Origin of the sequence: Nonomuraea sp. NPDC048892 (genome assembly GCF_040649735.1) — a bacterium.
In the GTDB taxonomy this organism is placed as follows: Bacteria; Actinomycetota; Actinomycetes; order Streptosporangiales; family Streptosporangiaceae; genus Nonomuraea; species Nonomuraea maheshkhaliensis.
Genome location: NZ_JBEZFZ010000016.1, coordinates 173,973 through 191,219, shown reverse-complemented (window position 1 = coordinate 191,219; position 17,247 = coordinate 173,973). Strand labels below are relative to the sequence as shown.

Annotated in this window: 19 protein-coding genes; 9 read left to right on the top strand and 10 right to left on the bottom strand. The window is 71.4% G+C overall.

Translation table 11 applies throughout. The features are described 5' to 3' along the window. Nucleotides 1-78 precede the first annotated feature (78 nt). From AB0C28_RS38770 to AB0C28_RS38760, 3 genes are all read right to left on the bottom strand, one after another. On the bottom strand, nucleotides 79-537 hold the full coding sequence (locus AB0C28_RS38770) for a universal stress protein (protein ID WP_346113100.1): 459 nt from the start codon (nucleotides 535-537) through the stop codon (nucleotides 79-81). A 71-nt stretch (nucleotides 538-608) separates the two neighbouring features. Next, the gene (locus tag AB0C28_RS38765; RefSeq protein WP_346113099.1) at nucleotides 609-1,229 is read right to left on the bottom strand and encodes a DUF998 domain-containing protein; all 621 of its coding nucleotides are present in this window, start codon (nucleotides 1,227-1,229) and stop codon (nucleotides 609-611) included. 192 nt (nucleotides 1,230-1,421) lie between these two features. Beyond that, complete coding sequence (locus tag AB0C28_RS38760; protein WP_357847999.1) at nucleotides 1,422-2,354, bottom strand: sensor histidine kinase; 933 nt, start codon at nucleotides 2,352-2,354, stop codon at nucleotides 1,422-1,424. A 185-nt stretch (nucleotides 2,355-2,539) separates the two neighbouring features. On the opposite strand from AB0C28_RS38760, the gene AB0C28_RS38755 reads away from it, so the two are divergent. Further along, a complete protein-coding gene (locus AB0C28_RS38755) occupies nucleotides 2,540-3,094 on the top strand; it encodes a DUF1707 domain-containing protein (RefSeq protein WP_357848001.1) in 555 nt (184 codons plus the stop codon). On the opposite strand, the gene AB0C28_RS38750 is transcribed toward AB0C28_RS38755, so the two are convergent. After that, on the bottom strand, nucleotides 3,064-4,176 hold the full coding sequence (locus AB0C28_RS38750) for an aromatic ring-hydroxylating dioxygenase subunit alpha (protein ID WP_357848003.1): 1,113 nt from the start codon (nucleotides 4,174-4,176) through the stop codon (nucleotides 3,064-3,066). The genes AB0C28_RS38755 and AB0C28_RS38750 overlap by 31 nt on opposite strands. A gap of 62 nt (nucleotides 4,177-4,238) precedes the next feature. Continuing rightward, entirely contained in the window at nucleotides 4,239-5,330 is a 1,092-nt protein-coding gene (locus AB0C28_RS38745) for an NAD(P)/FAD-dependent oxidoreductase (RefSeq protein WP_358080389.1), read from the bottom strand. Between the two features lie 51 nt (nucleotides 5,331-5,381). Here AB0C28_RS38745 and AB0C28_RS38740 point away from each other — a divergent pair, with 51 nt between their 5' ends. Continuing rightward, nucleotides 5,382-5,945 carry a TetR-like C-terminal domain-containing protein gene (locus tag AB0C28_RS38740; protein ID WP_357848007.1) on the top strand — a complete coding sequence of 188 codons (564 nt, stop codon included), beginning with the start codon at nucleotides 5,382-5,384 and terminating at the stop codon, nucleotides 5,943-5,945. Between the two features lie 89 nt (nucleotides 5,946-6,034). After that, nucleotides 6,035-6,409: a hypothetical protein gene (locus AB0C28_RS38735; protein WP_357848009.1), complete on the top strand. Its 375-nt coding sequence runs from the start codon at nucleotides 6,035-6,037 to the stop codon at nucleotides 6,407-6,409. A 306-nt stretch (nucleotides 6,410-6,715) separates the two neighbouring features. Here AB0C28_RS38735 and AB0C28_RS38730 read toward each other — a convergent pair whose 3' ends face one another. After that, entirely contained in the window at nucleotides 6,716-7,888 is a 1,173-nt protein-coding gene (locus AB0C28_RS38730; protein WP_358080388.1) for a glycosyltransferase family 4 protein, read from the bottom strand. 23 nt (nucleotides 7,889-7,911) lie between these two features. Here AB0C28_RS38730 and AB0C28_RS38725 point away from each other — a divergent pair, with 23 nt between their 5' ends. The 3 genes from AB0C28_RS38725 to AB0C28_RS38715 all read left to right on the top strand — a co-directional run bounded on the left by AB0C28_RS38725 (nucleotide 7,912) and on the right by AB0C28_RS38715 (nucleotide 13,315). Further along, nucleotides 7,912-8,730, top strand: coding sequence for a PIG-L family deacetylase (locus AB0C28_RS38725; protein WP_357848013.1), 819 nt, complete (start codon nucleotides 7,912-7,914; stop codon nucleotides 8,728-8,730). Nucleotides 8,731-8,779: 49 nt separating this feature from the next. Next, entirely contained in the window at nucleotides 8,780-9,835 is a 1,056-nt protein-coding gene (locus AB0C28_RS38720) for a lysylphosphatidylglycerol synthase domain-containing protein (RefSeq protein ID WP_357848015.1), read from the top strand. 66 nt (nucleotides 9,836-9,901) lie between these two features. Beyond that, complete coding sequence (locus tag AB0C28_RS38715) at nucleotides 9,902-13,315, top strand: BTAD domain-containing putative transcriptional regulator (protein ID WP_357848017.1); 3,414 nt, start codon at nucleotides 9,902-9,904, stop codon at nucleotides 13,313-13,315. Between the two features lie 51 nt (nucleotides 13,316-13,366). Here the strand turns inward: AB0C28_RS38715 and AB0C28_RS38710 are convergent, their stop codons facing one another. Continuing rightward, entirely contained in the window at nucleotides 13,367-13,885 is a 519-nt protein-coding gene (locus AB0C28_RS38710; RefSeq protein ID WP_357848019.1) for a hypothetical protein, read from the bottom strand. Between the two features lie 167 nt (nucleotides 13,886-14,052). On the opposite strand from AB0C28_RS38710, the gene AB0C28_RS38705 reads away from it, so the two are divergent. After that, nucleotides 14,053-14,580, top strand: coding sequence for a VTT domain-containing protein (locus AB0C28_RS38705; protein WP_357848021.1), 528 nt, complete (start codon nucleotides 14,053-14,055; stop codon nucleotides 14,578-14,580). Nucleotides 14,581-14,608: 28 nt separating this feature from the next. Here AB0C28_RS38705 and AB0C28_RS38700 read toward each other — a convergent pair whose 3' ends face one another. Continuing rightward, complete coding sequence (locus tag AB0C28_RS38700; protein ID WP_358080387.1) at nucleotides 14,609-14,815, bottom strand: hypothetical protein; 207 nt, start codon at nucleotides 14,813-14,815, stop codon at nucleotides 14,609-14,611. Nucleotides 14,816-14,856: 41 nt separating this feature from the next. After that, entirely contained in the window at nucleotides 14,857-15,057 is a 201-nt protein-coding gene (locus tag AB0C28_RS38695) for a DUF1508 domain-containing protein (RefSeq protein WP_357848025.1), read from the bottom strand. Between the two features lie 176 nt (nucleotides 15,058-15,233). Here AB0C28_RS38695 and AB0C28_RS38690 point away from each other — a divergent pair, with 176 nt between their 5' ends. Beyond that, nucleotides 15,234-16,004: a serine hydrolase gene (locus AB0C28_RS38690; RefSeq protein WP_358080386.1), complete on the top strand. Its 771-nt coding sequence runs from the start codon at nucleotides 15,234-15,236 to the stop codon at nucleotides 16,002-16,004. A 99-nt stretch (nucleotides 16,005-16,103) separates the two neighbouring features. Here AB0C28_RS38690 and AB0C28_RS38685 read toward each other — a convergent pair whose 3' ends face one another. Then, nucleotides 16,104-16,724, bottom strand: coding sequence for a hypothetical protein (locus AB0C28_RS38685; RefSeq protein ID WP_357848029.1), 621 nt, complete (start codon nucleotides 16,722-16,724; stop codon nucleotides 16,104-16,106). 222 nt (nucleotides 16,725-16,946) lie between these two features. On the opposite strand from AB0C28_RS38685, the gene AB0C28_RS38680 reads away from it, so the two are divergent. Further along, the gene (locus AB0C28_RS38680; protein ID WP_357848031.1) at nucleotides 16,947-17,243 is read left to right on the top strand and encodes a hypothetical protein; all 297 of its coding nucleotides are present in this window, start codon (nucleotides 16,947-16,949) and stop codon (nucleotides 17,241-17,243) included. The last annotated feature ends 4 nt before the right edge of the window (nucleotides 17,244-17,247 follow it).

Genomic DNA, 17,247 nt, shown 5'->3' with positions numbered 1-17,247 from the left:
CGCCTCCTCCCGCCAGGAGGAACCCACTCTGCCCTATCCCACCGACAGATCCACACCAACGCCGGATGAACGTCCCGCTCAGTCGTCCTTGTCCGCGGCCGGCACCACCAGCACCGGCCGGCGCGCGTGGTGCAGCACCCGGTCCGAGGTGCTGCCCAGCAGCAGTGAACGCACCCCGCCCAGTCCTCTGGTCCCGGTCACGATGAGGTCGGCGTCCAGTTCGTCGGCCACGTCCACGATCGTCGACCAGACGGCCACGGAGTCAGGCTCGCACCGGGGCGCCGCGTCCAGCCCCGCCTGCCTGGCCAGCTCCGCCCCCTGCCGGGCCAGCGCGGACATCGCCTCGGCCACCGCCTCGTCCTCCGCGCCCGTCTGGTCGAACGTCATCATGAGCCCGGCCGAGGCGCGGGCCGTGGTCATCGCCACCCGCTCCCACACCGTCAGCACGACCGCCTGCCGCCCGGGGAACTGCCGCCCGGCGAAGGCGATGGCGGCCTTGGCGTCGTCGGAACCGTCGTACGCGATCAGAATCGTCATTTTCAGCCACTCCACAAGAGGTTCGGAACCTGACCTCTATCCCGGACGGCGGCTTTCACGCCTGCTGATCGTCAGGCCAGTGCGGGCGCGACCTCGCGCCGGGCCCGCGGCCTGAGCAGCGACAGCCCGGCCAGCGCCAGCACGCCGAGCTCGGTGACGACCACGACCCGCTGGGTGAGCCCGGCGGGGATGTCGTCGTTGCTCAGCGGGATGCCGAACATGCGCACCACGTACGGGACCACGACCAGCAGCAGGGCGCCCAGGGCCAGCGCGCTGAGGATCCGCAGCGCCTTCGCGTACGGGATCTTCGCCCTGGCCAGCAGCATCCCCGCCGCCGGCATCACCAGGAAGGCGGCGAAGGCGGCGTAGCGGTGGATGCCGCCCGACAGCGACAGCGGCACGCCCGGCCTGTCGGTGGGGAAGGCTCCGACCAGGAACATGCTCGCCCCCCACAGCAGCAACAGGGCCACGATCCAGCCGCTCGCCCCGGAGCGGCGCAGTGCCTCGGCGATCAGCGCCGAGCCCACGGCGAACAGGGTGAGCGAGGCGGGCAGCAGCCAGCCGGCCGACTGCCAGACGTACTCGCTGATCACGCTGTGCAGCGGGTCCAGGTTCGATCCCGCGTGCAAGGTGAGCATGGCGCCGCTTCCCGCGCCGATGGCCGCGAATCCCGTGACGAGCAATCCCTTCATGTCTTTTACGCTCGCGGAACGCGGCTTTTGCGAACATCGGAGATGGGCCCGAACCGGCCCTGAAGGTTCCCTTAATACCTTGGTCGGAGTACGCCCTGGGACCGGCCGCTGACCTGCGCGGACGTGACCCCGAGTAGGGCCTGCCCCCTCAGGGTGGGGACGGCTGCCCTGACCCGTTCGACGGCCGGGCGCTTACGGGCAGGGGCGGCCGGGGTCGAAGTAGACGCGGACCGTGGTGGCGCCGGCCCTGGTGTGCACGCGTACGAGATCGCTGAGCAGGTTGACGATGAGCAGGCCGCGGGAGCCCGCGGTGCGCGGATCGACCGGTTCGCGGCCCGCGAGCGGGTCGGTGATGTGGCCCGCGTCGCTGACCTCGCACACCAGCCTGCCGTCCTCGGCCCACACCCGCAGCGTGCCCGCGCCGCCGCCGTGGTCGAGGCTGTTGGCGCCCAGCTCGGCCACCGTCAGCCGGATGTCGTCGAGGCGGTCGGCGCCGAAGCCCATCGCGGCGGCCTCGCGGGCGGCCAGGCTCCGCGCCGCCGACAGGTTGCCGTTGTCGAAGCGCAGCGACACGAACGTCTCGGGTTCGTCGAGTGGCCGGTTGTGCCCCTCGATCACCAGCTCGGGCGCGTAGTCGGCGCTGTCCCATTCGCGGGAGGCGTCGCGCAGCACCGGATGGGTGCGCGCCGCCTCTTCGAGCACGTCGGAGGTGAGGCCGTCGAGGTCGTACGGGCACAGGATGGTGGCCCGCCGGCCGCTGAACGCCAGGTTGATCAGCGCCTCGTGCTGGGCGCAGGCCGGATATTCCGCCGCGCTGCGGCCCGGCCAGATCGGCTCGCCGATGATGCGCACGTGCCGGCCGGGATGCCGGTCGGCGAACTCGCGCAGGACGCCGGGGATGATCCGCCCCGGGTTGCGCCCGGCCTCCGTCATGTCGAGCAGCAGCACCTTGCCCGCCTCCGCCCCGAGCGCCGTCTCGATCAGGGCGAGATTGGCGGCGGGCACGGCGACCGCCACGGGCTCGCCCGCGGCCAGCCCCGCGCGGACGAAAACCGTGGTGGCGGCCACGTATTCGGGTGCGCCCCGGTAGAAGAGCGCCGGGTGCGCGAACGGTTTCGCCGACATCACCAACCACGCTACCCAAGGTTGATGAATTCCCGGCAATCCATTGGGGTACCTAAAGTGATGTGAAGAGAGTCCAGCTCGTTCGCCGCCCCCGTCCGGTCCGTAACCCCTACCCCTCCCTCGATCTCCGTACCCCTTCAGGGCGACGGCTCCCCTTCTGAGCCGCTCGACCTTATGCTCGGGACATGTCGGAATTGCAGATGAGAGTGTCCGACGAGGACCGGGAGCGCACCGCACAGCAGCTGCAGCGCGCGTTCACCGAAGGCCGCCTCAATCAGATGGAGCTCGAAGACCGGCTGGAGATCGCGCTGTCGGCGAAGACGTACGCGGACTTGCTGGGCCTGATCGACGATCTGCCCAGCGAGCAGCCCGCGGCCGGCGACGTGGTCGAGCTGGAGTCGAAGACCGGCAATCTCAAGCGTTCCGGCGACTGGAACGTCCCACGCCGGCTGCGGGTGTCGTCGAAATACGGCAGCATCGAGCTCGACCTGTCCGAGGCCGTCATCGCCCATCCCGTCGTGGAGATCGAGATCGACCTCACCTACGGCTCCGGCAAGATCATCGTGCCGGAGGGCGGCGTGGTGGACGTCGACGGTTTCAGCAGTGAGTGGGGCAGCGTCAGCACCTCCGGCCTGCCGAGCAGGCCACGGCCCGGCGCCTTGCGGGTGGTGATCACCGGGCGAGCGAAATACGGCGGTCTCACCGTGCGCTATCCGCGCAAACGCTGGTTCACCCATTGATGGAAGAGCGAGATGTGGTGCTCACTGGGCACCAGCACCCCGCCCTCCTTGTACGCCCGTGACGACATGCCCGGCTGGGTGCGTTCACAGGCGTCGAAGTCCTGCGCGTTGACCCGGTGGAACAGCTCGACCGACAGCGACAGGTCGGCCCCTGAGGCGATCACGTCCGGGTGGTAGAGCCAGTCGCACTCCACCACGGTCCTGTCCACGGCCATGGGGATCATGCGGTGCAGGATCACGTGGTCGGGCACCAGGTTGACGAACACCTGCGGCTTGACGGTGATCGCGTAGTAGCGCCGGTCCTGCTCCTCGGCGACGTCGGGCAGCTTGCCGAACCCCGGGCTGCCGTCCACGGTGAACCCCTCTGCCCGCGCGGCGAACTCCGCGCCGTGACCGACGTAGTACTGCGCCGCGAAGCCGCCGGCGAACTCGGGCAGCACGGCGGTCAGCTCGGGGTGGATGGTGGCGCAGTGGTAGCACTCCATGAAGTTCTCGACGAGGAGCTTCCAGTTGGCCTTGACGTCGTAGACGATGCGGCGGCCGAGCGCGAGCTCCTCGACGTGGTAGCGCTCGATGGCGGCGGGGTCGCCGAGGCGTTCGGTGGCGGCGTACATGACCTCGTCCTCGAACGAGGGCGGCTCGGCAGCCAGGCACACCCACGCGTACCCGAGCCATTCGCGCAGGTGGACGGGTGACAGGCCGTACTGGACGCGGTCGATGTCGGGCATCTTGGCCAGGTTGGGCGCGGCGGCCAGGCGGCCGTCGAGGTCGTAGGACCAGGCGTGGTAGGCGCACCTGATCGTCCGCTTGACCTCGCCCGCCTCCTCGGCGCATAAGCGCGCGCCGCGGTGCCGGCAGACGTTGAGGAAGGCACGTAAGCGCTGGTCGCGCCCGCGTACCACGATCACGTTCTCCCTGCCGACCTGCACGGTCTTGAACGCGCCCGGCTTCGGCAGGTCGTCGGCCCTGACCGCGCAGAACCAGAGATCTTCGAAGATCCTGGCCTGCTCGTCCGCGAAGATCGCGGGGTCGGTGTAGGAGCGTCCTGGCAGCGTGGAGATCAAGCTCGATGTGGTGGTCAACCGACACCCCTAGTTGCGTATTACGCACCGAGTTGCTCTATATGCGTCATAGTCGGGCGGCCTCAGGGGGCTGTCAAGAGGTAGTTGCTGTAGCGGCGCAGCAGCCTCGCGTACACGCCGCTCATGAGCCCGTCGGGCAGCAGCCCCGCGAACGGCCGCTGCATGTCGGTGAGCTCGGTCCCGGCCAGCCTGGCGGGCCTGCGCACCACCCTTGACCTGGCCTTCTCGTACGCCCGCAGGTCCCCGATCGACCCCCTGAGCACCCACGCGTCCTCCAGGGCCTGGTTGGCGCCCTGGGCCATGGTCGGCGGCATGGTGTGGGCGGAATCACCGGCCAGGGTCGTCGGACCTCTGCCCCAGACGTCGCGGATCGGCTGCCGGTGGTGGGGGAAGAAGTCGACGTCCGTGAGCGTGGCCAGGATGCCGGGCACCGGCTCGGCCCAGCCGCCGAAGCGCTCGCGCAGCCGCGGCACCACGTCCTCGTCGTCCGCCCAGAACGGCCCGCCGGGCGCCGACCGTACGTCGAACCACCACAGCAGCCGCCCCCTTCCCGCCGGGATCAGCCCGCACAGCCCCGCGCCGCCCGCGATCATCACCGCCCTGCGCAGCTCGGTGAGCGCGGTGGGCATCGTGGTGAACCCCTGCCAGGTCACGAACGGGCTCAGCGTGGCGGAGTCCTCCCCCCACAGGGCGGCGCGCACCACCGAACGGCGGCCGTCGGCGCCCACGAGCACGTCGCCGCGCACCGTGCGGCCGTCGGACAGGCGCGCCTCGGCCCGCTCGGGCGTCACGTGCTCGGCCCGCGCACCGTAGGTCACCGGGACGCCGTCGGCGAGCAGCTCGACCAGCTCGTGGCGGGCCACGTGCACGACGGGGTAGCCGTAGCGGCGCTCGGCCACGGTGAGGTCGAGGGTGAGCAGCCGCCTCCCGTCGGAGGCCCACGACTCCAGGGTCTCCAGGCGGCGGCCGACGCCCGAGCAGTCGACCTTGAGCCGCTCCAGGATGGCCGTGCTGCCGGGCCAGAGCGTGACGGAGCCGCCGGCCGTACGCGGCTCGGGGGCCTCCTCGTACACCTCGGCCTCGTGTCCCGCGTTCAGCAGGCCGCGCGCCAGGGCGAGCCCCGCGACGCCCGCGCCGATGATGATTACCCTCATAACGACCCCTGATTAATGAGACTCTCAATATCAGATACTAGGAGTATCACAATGTCTGCGCGCGGTCGCAAGCCCGACCCCACGGTCGACACCCGGATCAGGCAGGCCGCGGCCGGGCTCGTGCTGACCCACGGCTTCGACTTCACCATGGACGACGTCGCGGCGGCGGCAGGCGTGGGCCGGGCGAGTGTGTTCCGCCGCTACGCCACCAAACGCGACATGCTCCTCGAAGCCATCGCGGGCCTGATGAACACGCACGTCGCCATCCCCGACACCGGCTCGCTGGAGGGCGACCTGCGCGTGGTCATCTCCGACACGCTCGCCCTGTGGCGCCTGCCCGGCCTGTCGCGCACGGCCAGACAGGTGTACGGCGAGGCCGGCCGGGACCCCGCGGTCGCCGAGCTCATCCGCACCAGCATGCGCAGCCGGATGGAGCGCTCATGGGTCGTGTACGAGCGCGCGATCGAACGCGGCGAACTCCCCCCGAACGCGGATCTGTGGATGCTCACCGACATGTTCGCCGGCTTCGTGACGTACCGGGGGCTCCTGGATCTTCCGCTGCCTGAACCGGAGGAGATCGTGCAGGTCCTGCTGCATGGCTTTACACCGAGTTGATGCCCGTGGTGTTAGCGGGGTGCAAGTGACCGTCAAGGGAGGACCCATAATGTTCCCTTCGTTAGCTCAACCTACGAAGGGCACAGAAAATGACACCCCCTCGTCGTCGCCTCGCCGTCGCGGGCGCGACGCTGACTCTTGCCGTGCTCACCACCGCCTGTGGTGCGATCGGCCAGGCCGTTGACTGCAACACCGCCGCCAACGACGCGGCCAAGATCGCGACCGAGTGGAGCTCCGCGGTCACCAAGGACGCCGCCAACGCGGACGCCGTCGAGTCCGCCTCGAAGACCGCGGAGACGAAGACCAAGGAGCTCGCGGGCAAGTACGACGGCGAAGTCGCCGCCGCGCTCAACGACCTCGCGGACGGCTTCGGCTCCATCAAGGGCGGCAACCTGAGCAGCATCACCGAGTTCAGCGGCAAGGTCAACGGCTTCACCAGCAAGATCACCGCGGCCTGCTCCTGAGTGGGCTCGCGGTCGCCGTCACGGCCTGTGGGGGGCAGGACCGCGGCGGCGGCCGCGTCGGATCCGGCGTCATCTCCGCGATGACGCCGGCCGTGGCGGGGTGAGACGTTCCGCGGCGCGCACGGGGGGTGAGCGCCGGCCGTCTCCCGCCCACGGACCCAGGGCCACCGCCTGCGAGTGAGCGCCATCGCGCTCCTCGCGGCGGTGGCCTTCTCCATGCCCACGACCGGGCCCCTGCCGGGGGCGGGGCCTGCCGGGGTGTGGCGCTTTGTGCTCTCGCGGCCGGGCTCCTTGCCCTGGGCGGTGCTACGCCGGGCCGTGGTGCGGGCGCTCGGCGCGAGCCTTCTCGTACGCCGCGTCGAACCCCGCCAGCACGGCCGGCCACGAGCCCGCGGCCGGGGGCGTGCTCCTGTTGTGCGCGGCGATCGAGGCGCGCAGCCGCGCGTCCGCGCACAGCCGCGCCACCGCCCGCGCCAGGTCGCCGAGCGTGCGCCCGAGCAGCCCCTCGGTGCCGTCCTTGACGAAGTCGGCGACCCCGCTCTGCGCCCTGGCCACCACCGGGACGCCCGCGGCCCGCGCTTCGAGCGCCGCGATCCCGAACGACTCGCGCGGCGCGGGCGCCACGAACACGTCGGCCGAGCCCAGCAGCTTGAGAATCTGCTCGCGGGTGTAGCGGCCGGGCAGCGAGACCCAGCCGGACATGCCGTGGCGGGTCAGGAAGCGCTCCATCTGGCCCCGGGCCGGCCCGTCGCCGACGATCGTGGCCCGCATCGGGATCCCGCCCGGCACGCGGGCACGGGCCGCCTGGAGGAGCCTCAGCAGGCGTACGGGCTGCTTGCGCGGCGCCAGCCGGCCCACGGCGACGATGTGCACCTCACGCCCCTTCTCCCGCGCGCCGGAAGCCCGTTCGTCCGGCCCGCCTGGAGACGGAGCTCCGCCGTCCCATCCCACGGAAGCCGGCGCCCAGCCCGACAGGTCGAGGCCGTTGGAGACCACCCGCACCGGCACCTCGGGGCCCGCGACGGCGCGGATCGGGGCCGCGGCGGCGTTGCTCACCGTGGTGGCCACCAGCCGCCACCGCTGCCAGCCGAAGGCCAGCCGCAGCAGCCGGTAGAGCAGCCGCGTCACCGGGTCCCACATGCTGTGCACGGTCACCACGCACGGCACGCCCGCGCGAAAGGCCGCGCGCACCCCCATCCACGCGAACGGCGACACCGCGCCGGTGTGCACATGCACCACCTCAGGCCGTCCCGAGGTGATCCAGCGCGTGAGATGCCCCACGCCGAAGGGGTGCACGGGCAGGTCGAACGGCATCCGCGCGACGATCCTGCGCACGCCGGGCAGCGGCTCTCCCCTGGTCGCCGTGGCCACCGAGACCTCGTGCCCGGCCTGCCGCTGCATACGTACGAGATCGGCCACCTGGACCTCGATCCCCCCGAGTCGCGGCAGGTAACAGTCGCTCACGTGAAAGATCCGCACGCCTCCCACACTAATCTGGGCGTGTGCCTCCACGTACCGCTGTGTTCTTCCACGCTCATCCCGACGACGAGGCCCTGCTGACGGCGGGCACCATGGCGATGCTCGCGGCCGAGGGGCATCGGGTGGTGCTCGTGGTGGCCACGGCCGGCGAGCGCGGCCTGGCCGAGATGGAGCCGGGCGACGAGCTGGGCGAGACCAGGCTCAAGGAGCTGTACGAGTCGGCCGCACTGCTCGGCTGCGCCCGCGTCGAGTGTCTCGGCTACGGCGACTCGGGGCTCAGCCCGAAGGGCGGCGTCGCCGACGAGCGGCCCGACAACGCCTTCATCGACGCCGACACCGAGGCGGCCGCCAAGGCGCTGGCGGCGATCCTGCACGAGGAGAAGGCCGAGCTGCTGGCGATCTACGATCCGGCGGGCGGCTACGGGCATCCCGACCACGTGCAGGTGCACCGGGTGGGCAAGCGGGCGGCCGAGATCGCCGGCACGGAGATCGTCCTGGAGGCGACGGTCAACCGCGATCCGCTGGTGCGGCTGCTGAAGCTGGCGGGCAGGTTCTACCGGTTCCCGCCGGAGTTCGACGTACGGACGTTCGAGAGCGCGTACTCGCCGGGTGAGACGATCACCCATCGGGTCAATGTCCGGAAATATACGAAACAGAAGCGGGCGTCCATGGCCGCACACGCCTCCCAGGCCAGCGGCGGCGACAGCGACCGCACGCTCGCCGTGATGCTCAAGGTCCCTCGCCCGATCTACCGCTTCGTCTTCGGCACCGAGTGGTACGTCCGCCGCGACCTGCCCCCCGGAGCCCGCCTCGGTCATCCGTTCGACCGGTGGCCGAAGTAGTTCTCAGGGTTGACGTGCGCGCGGCCGGGACCCGGCAGACTGGACCCCGATGAAGAACAGATGGCTCCAGATCCTCCTGTCGGCGGCCTCGCTCGGCCTGGCCGTGCTGCTCATGGTCTACCTGCCGCAGATCGTGCGCGTGCTGACCGGCAAGGACGTGTCCTGGGCGCAGGTCGGAGCCGTCTTCGCCGCGCTCGGCGGGGGCGAGGTCGCGCTGATGGCCGCGGTCTGGCTGCTGAGCCTGCTGGCCTACACGTTCGTGCTGACCAACTCCCTGCCGGGGCTCAACAACCTGCAGGGGCTCACGCTCAACGCGGCGGGCAGCGCGGTGAGCAACCTGCTGCCGTTCGGCGGCGCGGTGGGGGTCGCGGTGTCGTTCGCGATGACCAGGGGCTGGGGCTTCGGCAACCGGGCGATCGTGGTCATGACGCTGGTCAGCGGCATCTGGAACACCTTGTTCAGATTCGTCCTGCCGGCCGTCGGCATCATCGCGCTGCTGATGGCGGGCAAGGCGGCCAACCCGACCGTGGCCAACGCGGGCTGGACGGGCGCGGTCTCCATCCTCGTGCTCTGCGCGATCGTGGCCGCGGCCCTCTACTGGCAGCGCGCCGCCGATCTGCTCGGCAGGGCCCTCGACGGCATCACCCGGCTGCTGCGGCTCAAGCTCGACGCCTCCGGGGCCTTCCACCGGCTGCGCGCCGACACCGCGGGCGTCGTCAGGACCAGATGGCCTGGCCTGTCGCTCGGCATGGTGTTCTTCCTCGGCTTCCAGTGGGCGATCATGGCCGTCTGCATGCAGGCCACCGGCGCCTGGCCCGGCCTTGCCGAGTCGATCGCCGTCTTCGCCCTGTCGAGGGTCCTGACCAGCGCTTTGATCACGCCCAGCGGCGCCGGGATCATGGAGAGCGGGGTGGCCGCGCTGCTGATCGCGTTCGGCGTCGACTCGACTCCCGCCATAGCCACCGCACTGCTTTTCGGCTTCTGGACTTACACTATCGAGATCCCGTTCGGCGGCCTGGCACTGGGCGCATGGGCGCTCCTGCGCAGGCGCAACGGCCGGAACGCCGGCGCGGAGCCCCCGTCCGCGATCTCGAAGGCCACCTAGTGACAATCCCAAACCCCTCAAAGACCTTGTGCGTGATTCGTAGGCCCGCATAGCGTGGCGGCTGACATGGTGGCGTTCCGAGTTCTGGGGCCAGTCGAGGCGTACGAACACGACGACGAACTCGACCTCGGCGGGTTGCGGCAGCGGGCCGTCCTCGCCCGGCTTCTCGTGGCCCGAGGTCAGGTCGTGCCCGTTGACACGCTTCTCTACGATCTGTGGGACGACGACGCGGCCAAGGGCGCGCAGTCGGGTCTGCAGGTCTACATCTCCCGCCTGCGCCGGGTGCTGGAGCCCGGCCGCCCGCGCGGAGGGCCCAACCGCCTGCTGGTGACGGTCGCGTCCGGCTACGCCCTGCGCGTGGCCTCCGAACAGGTCGACGCGCTCAGGTTCGAGCAGCTCGTACGGGCCGCGGGCGAACATCTCGAAGAGAGCGATCCGCAGTCCGCCAGAGGCCGCCTGGAGAAGGCGCTGGGCCTGTGGCGCGGCACCCCCTACTCCGACTTCGCCGACCAGGCGTGGGCGGAGGCCGAGGTCAACCGGCTGACCGAGCTGCGCCTGGTCGCGCGTGAGCGGCACGCCGACACCGGCCTGCGGCTCGGCCTGCACGCCGAGACCGTGCCCGACCTGGAGGCGCTCACCACCGAGCATCCGCTGCGCGAGGAGGGCTGGCGGCTGCTGGCCCTCGGCCTCTACCGCTGCGGCCGTCAGGGCGACGCGCTGGCCGCGCTGCGCCGGGCCAGAAACATCCTGGCCGACGAGCTCGGCATCGACCCGGGCCCCGCGCTGCGCAAGCTGGAGTCCGACATCCTGGCCCAGGCGCCGGAGCTGGAGCTGGCCCCGAGCGCGCGTCCCGCGCGGCCGGCCGCGCCGGTCACCGACACCTGGCCGCCGCGTCCCGCCGCGCCGGTCGAGCCGCCGCCGCTGGAGCCAGAGCCGTTCGTCGGCCGGGACGCCGAGCTGGCCAGGCTGACCACCGCCGCCTCCCGTACGGGCCGCTTCCAGGTCGCGATCGTGACCGGGGTCGCGGGCGCGGGCAAGACCACGCTGCTGCGCCAGCTGGAGAGCAGGCTCGGCGCCGACGGCTGGACCACCGCCTCCGGCGCCTGCCCCGACTCCAGCGCCACGCCACCCGGCTGGGCCTGGGTGGAGATCCTGCGCACGCTCATCGGCATGACGGGCGCGGGCGAATACACCCAGTTACTCGCACCGCTGCTCGACGACGCCGCCCCAGACCCCGACGAGGACGAGGTGTCCGGCGGGTTCCGGCTGCACCGCGCGGTCGGCGGCTACCTGGCCGGGGTGGCGCGGCGCGGGCCCGTGCTGCTGACGCTCGAAGACCTCCACTGGGCCGACGACCAGACGCTGGCCCTGCTGCGCGCGCTGCCGAGCCTGCTGGCCACCAGCCGGGTACTGCTCGTGGTGACGTGCAGGGAGAGCGAGCTCGACGACCGCCAGTCCGACGTGCTGGCCGCCCTGGCCCGGCTTAGCCCCGTGCGCGTGGGCCTGTCGGGGCTCGATCCGAAGGCCGTGGCCGAGCTGGTCAAGGCCACCTGCGTACGCGAGATCGACGAGGACGCGGTCGAGTCGATCGTCGAGCGCACCGGCGGCAACCCGTTCTTCGTCCGCGAGACCGTGCGCCTGCTCGACTCCGAGGGCGCGGCCGACCGGGCCAGCGCCACCGAAGTGCTCTCGCAGGTGCCGTCGGGCGTGCGCGACGTGCTGCGGCGGCGCATCTCGCGGCTGCCCGCCGGCGCCCAGCAGATACTGCTGCAGGCGGCGGTGATCGGCCGCGACGTCGACCTCGACGTGCTGGTGGCGGTGGCGGTCGACGAGGACTCGGTGATCGAGGCCGTCGAGGCGGCTCTCCTAGCCGGGCTGGTCACCGAGCCGGGCCCCGGGCTGCTGCGCTTCGACCACGACCTCGTCCGCGACACGATCTACTCCGACGCCTCCCGGCTGCGCCGCACCAGGCTGCACGCCGAGGTGGGGGCGGTCATCGAGCAGCGCACGCCGTCCGACGTGGCGGCGCTGGCCCACCACTACTTCCTGGCCGACGCGGCCGACAAGGCCGTCCACTACGCGGGGCTGGCGGCCGAGCAGGCCGAGCGGCGCTTCGCCCACCGCGAGGCGGCCAGCCTGTGGGAGCAGGCCATCGCCGCGTTCGACCGCTCGCGCGGTGACGAGTCCAGGAAGGACGAGCAGAGCGGCGAGCAGCGTCCCGAGCGGACCAAGGAGCGGCTGCGGCTCATGCTGCGCCAGATCAGGGCGCTGGCCCTGTGCGGCGACATGACGGCGGCCCGGCTGCTGCGCCGCCAGGCCATGGACGCCGCGCTGCCGCTGGGCGACCTGGAGATCACCGCGAAGGTGGCGGCGTCGCTGGCCGTGCCGCACAAGGGCATGGCGCGCGACTTCACCCGCACCGCCTGGGAGATCGTGGACGTCACCGAGAAGGCGCTCATGGAGCTGCCCGAGGGTGAGCAGCGGCTGCGGGCGAGCCTACTGACCACGCTGGCGCTGGAGCTCGAAGGCTCCTCCTCGCCCGAGCGGGGCCGCCAGGCGTCGCTGGAGGCGCTGGAGCTGGCCCGGCAGAGCGGCGACCCCACGCTGATCGCGGCGGCGCTGAGCGGGCGGTTGCGGCAGTCGTACGACATCCCGGCCGTCGACACGCGGGAGAGCATCGGCAGGGAGCTGCTGGAGGTGGCCCAGCGCTCCGGGCAGATGGCCACCCAGGCGCTGGCCCACCTGGTGCTGCTGGAGTGTGCGGCGGCCCGCGGCGAGTTCGCCGTGGCCGACGAGCACGCGGCCGCGGCCGACCGCCTGGCCAGGCAATACGACCTGTCCGCGCCCGCCGCGGTGGTCGTCTGGTACACCGGTCAGCGGCTCATGATCAGCGGCGACTACGAGGGCGCCGAGCGGGCCTACCGCGAGGCGGCCAGGATGACCGCGCGGGCGGGCATGCTGGAGGGCCGCCAGGACCTGCCGTTGATCACCACGTTCTGCCTGCACCTGGTGGCCGGGCGGGCCGCCGAGACGGTCGACCTGCTGGCCGAGAAGCATCAGCAGGGCGCCAAGTGGACCCTCGACGCCTACGCCCTGGCCCTGGCCTCGGCCGGCCACGTCAACGACGCCAAGGCCGTCGCCGCGACCAGGCCGCCGGTGCGGCCCGACTTCCTCTACGAGCTGGCCATGACCTGGCGGGCGCTGGCCGGCATGCTGCTCGACGACCGCGAGCGCATGGTCGACTGCTACGACAAGCTCAAGCCGTTCGCCGACCGGGTGGCGGGCGCCGGCACCGGCGTGGTGGCGCTGTGGCCGGTGGCGCTGACCCTCGGCGACCTGGCCATCCGGCTGGGCCAGCCGGACGCGGCGCGCGAGCACTACGAGAAGGCGCTGGAGGTGGCGGAGCGGGTGGGCGTGCCGCGCTGGGTGGAGGCGGCCAGGCAGTCGGTCAGCAGTTCCCTCGGCAACGGCCGCTCCTGACCGGCCGTGCGGCCGGTCAGGAGATCATCGGGAACGAGGCTGAGTGGCCGGTCAGCAGCTCACCTGGAAGCGGTCGCTCTTGATCGGCTCGGCGCCCTGGATCTTCAGCTCGACGCGGTACCAGCCCGGGTTGCCGGTGACCCGGAGCCGCCACTGGACGGTCTGCTCGGCGGCGGCGGTGCCGTCGTGGTCGGACAGGTAGGTGCGCCAGGTCTTGGTGGCCGGGCTCCAGCGGGTCAGCCGCCAGCGGTAGGAGACGCCCCGGTCGGGGTCGGGGTTGATGAGCAGGCTGCGGGCCACGTACGACTTGACGCAGCCGGTCTGCCCGTCGGCCATGGTGTTCACCGTGACCTCGCCCGCCACGGGGGCGGTGGTGATCTCCTCGGTGACGGGCACCTCGCGGGCCGCCAGGGTGATCGTGGTGGCGGGGCCGGACGACACGGCCGCGGAGCCGGCGCTGCTGTAGGCGGAGAAGCCGACGTACGCGCTGGTGAAGGCGAGGGCCGCGATGAACAGCTTGGCGGCGTTCGTGGTTCCACTGGCCAGGACGGCTGCGCTTCTGGTCGGCATCGTCAACACCCCTTTTACTCACCCTTAGAGTGGGGCCGGGTGGTTGAGTCCTGGTTGTCGGTTGGTTGCACCCTTTGCGGAAGGCTTGCAACCCGGTGTGGCACCGGACCCACCGCTGAAATAAGGTAAGCCTGACCTAAGGATCGTGGAGGGGTGGTGGGCCGGCCATGTGGCGCGCGATGATCGCCGTCCCCGCTCCGACGGAGCCGTTCTTCCTGGGGATGCCCTACTGGCTCGTGGGCGCCATCCTGATCCTGGCCCTGTTCGGCGCGTTCCAGGTCTACTACTGGGTCGGCCGCAGGCTGGGCGAGAAGCTCTACGACTCGCGCGTCGGCGTCAGGCTCGGCCGCGACCGCATCGCCAAGATCGAACGCGTCGTCGAGCGCTGGGGCGCGCTCGCCGTCTACGGCTGCTTCTGGGTGCCCATGCTGCGCCACACGCTGCCCTGGGTCGCGGGGGCGCTGCGCGTCTCCTATCCCTGGTACGTGGTCGCCAGCGCGCTGGGCTGCCTGACCTGGGCGCCGATCTGGTGGTTCGGCCTCACGGCGCTCGTGTGGGGCTGGCTGGAACTGGCCGCGCGCTCACCGATGACGGCAGCGGTCGCGGCGGTGGCCGTGGTCGCGCTCGTCGCCTGGCTCACGGTCCGGCGCCGACGCCGCCGCCGCGCCGCCGAGGACCAGGCCCTCGCCTCCTGACCCGACCGGCGAAGGAGCCGGCCTGTGGTCAGTCCCCGGCTGCTTCGAGCAGGATCCGCGCCAGCTCGCGGGGCCGGGAGAACATCGGCCAGTGGCCGGTGTCCATCTCGACCAGCCGCCAACGCTCGCCGGCCAGCAGCTTGGCCACGTCGTCGGCGGGCTCGGCGTCGGCGAGCAGGCACAGGACGTACGTCGCGGGAAGCTCGCCGAGCGGCCGGGCCAGCACGGCCGCCATGATCGCACCGTAACGGAGCCGCCCGCCGGACGACACTCTCGCTACGCGCCCTCGATCTCCTGGCCGTTCGGATCCTCTATGGGGGCGCCGGGAGCGTTCCTGCGGACGGTTTCTATGCCGTTCACGCATGCCACCTTGCTCGGGAAGCCCTCCCCCACCGCCAGCGTCTGCCCGTTGTTCGCGATCAACGCGAACCGGTATCCGCCCTGCTCATCCCTACTGATGATGAATCTTCCTGCCATGGTGGCCTCCCCCCGCCATATCGGATCTATCAGAGATTTACCCCCATCTGATGCCGCCGCATGGACGTGTTGAGCAAACGAAGCCTCGATCTCCTGTCACCATATTGGGCATGCGTATTGCGGGTTTGATCAGTTCTGCGGTAGTCGCCGTGGTTGTGGGGGTATCCGCTCCCGCCATGGCCGCGGAGGCCCCCAAGGTGGGCGCCAAGGAGGCGTACGTCATCGATTCCGCCGGAACGGTCCACTTCGGCAGGCGGGAGACGAAGCGGGTCCCGGTGGCCAGCCTGGTCAAGGTCATGACGGCGTACGTCGTGCTGCGCGAGGCCCGGCTGAGCGACACGATCACGATCAGCGCGACCGACGTCAAGTACGCCGCCCGTGGCGGCGCCGCCACGGCGGGACTGAGGAAGGGCGAGCGGTTCACGGTCAACGACCTGCTGTACGCGCTCATGCTCCCCTCGGGCGCCGACGCGGCCAACGCCCTGGCCCGGCACTACGGCCCCGGCAAGGAGGCGTTCATCGCCAAGATGAACCGCACCGCCCGCTCGCTCGGCCTGACGAACACTCGCTACACGAACGCGGACGGCATGCCGACCCCGGCCAACGGCGGCTACTCCACGGCCCTCGACCAGGCCAAGCTGGCGCAGCGGGCGCTGGAGGACAGCACGTTCACGGCGGTCGTGGGCAGCAAGACGCACAAGGTGAGCAAGACGAAGGTGCACAGGAAGCACACCTGGACGAACACCAACAAACTGCTGTCACGGGCGGACGGGGTGCTGGGCGTGAAGACCGGCTACACGAACGCGGCGGGGCACTGCCTGCTGTTCGCCGGGGAGCGCAACGGGCGCAAGGTCGTGGGCGTCCTGCTCGACGACCAGAACGAACGCCGCTTCACCACGGCCGAACGCCTCCTCGACTACGCCGAAGAACAGATCGCCTTCGGCTGACCGGCCACGTGGCCTGATCCGGCCGGCCGGAGGTGTCCCCACAGGTGCGACAGCGAAAAGTCGTGGATCGGCGTGAAGTCGCGAACCGGTGTGGCTGGGTCAGCCGAACGTGATGCGGCCGTCGCCCTGGAGGGCGGACATGCCACGGGTGGCGCAGCCGAGGAGGGCGGTGGCGGGTGAGATGCCGCCCTGGACGCGTTCGCCCACGAGCCACCCCGCCGCGACGTCACCGGTCAGCAGGGTGTCGGCCGGGCGCTGGGCCACGAGGCGGTCGGCGCGTACGCGCAGCCTGGAGGTGCCGACGGGACGGCCGTCGGCGCCGAACCAGGTGATCACCGCCCGGCCCCTCACCTGACGGGCACTGGTGCAGGACGCCTGCGCCCCGGCCTTCACCACGGCCCAGCCCGAACGCAGGAACGCGGCCGAGCCGTCGGGCGAGGAGCACCCGGTGAGCTCCAGGTTGGCCCGCGCCGTCACCTGCCGCGGGGTCAGCCCGACCTTGGGCGCGAAGGTCACCGGCCGCCCGGCCGGCGTCGAGACGGCACACGTCAGCGCGGCGGCCGGCACGGACATCGGAGCCAGCAGCGGAGTGGCCGGCACGGACATCGGAGCCAGTGACGGGGTGGCCGACATCGGGGCCGGTAGCGGGGTGGCGGGCATCGGGGTCAGGAGCGGGGTGCTCGCCGCCGTGGCGAGTGCGACGATGCGGGCCGCGTTCATGGGTCCCCTTTCGGCTGCCTGACATTCGCACAGAGTAATCGACCGTTCACATTGTGCAGCATCGACCGGCCTCGTTCGACCCCCTCGGCGGGCGAGCGCACGGGTGCTGACCAGGGGTGCACGCCTGCCATGCTCAGTATGTGGACTTTCCCGGCGAAAGACCGCTCACCGTACATTCGGCGGGTAAGGTGAGGCCGTCACTCCCCCATTAAGGACGACCTCATGGCGGAATTCTTCGAGGTCCGCACCACGATCGGAGGCCGCGAGCAGGCGGCGGAGCTGGCTCACGGCATCCTCTTCTCCGGCCTGGCGACGTCGATCGACATCGCCGAAGCGCCGGACGCGACGCCCGGCCGCGAGGCGCCCGGCTGGCAGCTCACGTTCATCGCGACCGGCCCGCAGGTCGCCGCCCTGGAGCGGCACATCAGGCACGCCTCCCCCGACGCGCCCGTCGAGGCCGAGCCGGTCACCCACGACATCGACAGCTATCCCGACTGGCTCACCGACGGCCAGAGCTGACCGC

Bases quoted from the DNA above. Each gene is read 5' to 3' on its own strand.
- AB0C28_RS38770 (WP_346113100.1), bottom strand. From the start codon at position 537: ATGACGATTCTGATCGCGTACGACGGTTCCGACGACGCCAAGGCCGCC.
- AB0C28_RS38765 (WP_346113099.1), bottom strand. From the start codon at position 1,229: ATGAAGGGATTGCTCGTCACGGGATTCGCGGCCATCGGCGCGGGAAGC.
- AB0C28_RS38760 (WP_357847999.1), bottom strand. From the start codon at position 2,354: ATGTCGGCGAAACCGTTCGCGCACCCGGCGCTCTTCTACCGGGGCGCA.
- AB0C28_RS38755 (WP_357848001.1), top strand. From the start codon at position 2,540: ATGTCGGAATTGCAGATGAGAGTGTCCGACGAGGACCGGGAGCGCACC.
- AB0C28_RS38745 (WP_358080389.1), bottom strand. From the start codon at position 5,330: ATGAGGGTAATCATCATCGGCGCGGGCGTCGCGGGGCTCGCCCTGGCG.
- AB0C28_RS38740 (WP_357848007.1), top strand. From the start codon at position 5,382: ATGTCTGCGCGCGGTCGCAAGCCCGACCCCACGGTCGACACCCGGATC.
- AB0C28_RS38735 (WP_357848009.1), top strand. From the start codon at position 6,035: ATGACACCCCCTCGTCGTCGCCTCGCCGTCGCGGGCGCGACGCTGACT.
- AB0C28_RS38720 (WP_357848015.1), top strand. From the start codon at position 8,780: ATGAAGAACAGATGGCTCCAGATCCTCCTGTCGGCGGCCTCGCTCGGC.
- AB0C28_RS38715 (WP_357848017.1), top strand. From the start codon at position 9,902: ATGGTGGCGTTCCGAGTTCTGGGGCCAGTCGAGGCGTACGAACACGAC.
- AB0C28_RS38710 (WP_357848019.1), bottom strand. From the start codon at position 13,885: ATGCCGACCAGAAGCGCAGCCGTCCTGGCCAGTGGAACCACGAACGCC.
- AB0C28_RS38705 (WP_357848021.1), top strand. From the start codon at position 14,053: ATGTGGCGCGCGATGATCGCCGTCCCCGCTCCGACGGAGCCGTTCTTC.
- AB0C28_RS38700 (WP_358080387.1), bottom strand. From the start codon at position 14,815: ATGGCGGCCGTGCTGGCCCGGCCGCTCGGCGAGCTTCCCGCGACGTAC.
- AB0C28_RS38695 (WP_357848025.1), bottom strand. From the start codon at position 15,057: ATGGCAGGAAGATTCATCATCAGTAGGGATGAGCAGGGCGGATACCGG.
- AB0C28_RS38690 (WP_358080386.1), top strand. From the start codon at position 15,234: ATGGCCGCGGAGGCCCCCAAGGTGGGCGCCAAGGAGGCGTACGTCATC.
- AB0C28_RS38685 (WP_357848029.1), bottom strand. From the start codon at position 16,724: ATGAACGCGGCCCGCATCGTCGCACTCGCCACGGCGGCGAGCACCCCG.
- AB0C28_RS38680 (WP_357848031.1), top strand. From the start codon at position 16,947: ATGGCGGAATTCTTCGAGGTCCGCACCACGATCGGAGGCCGCGAGCAG.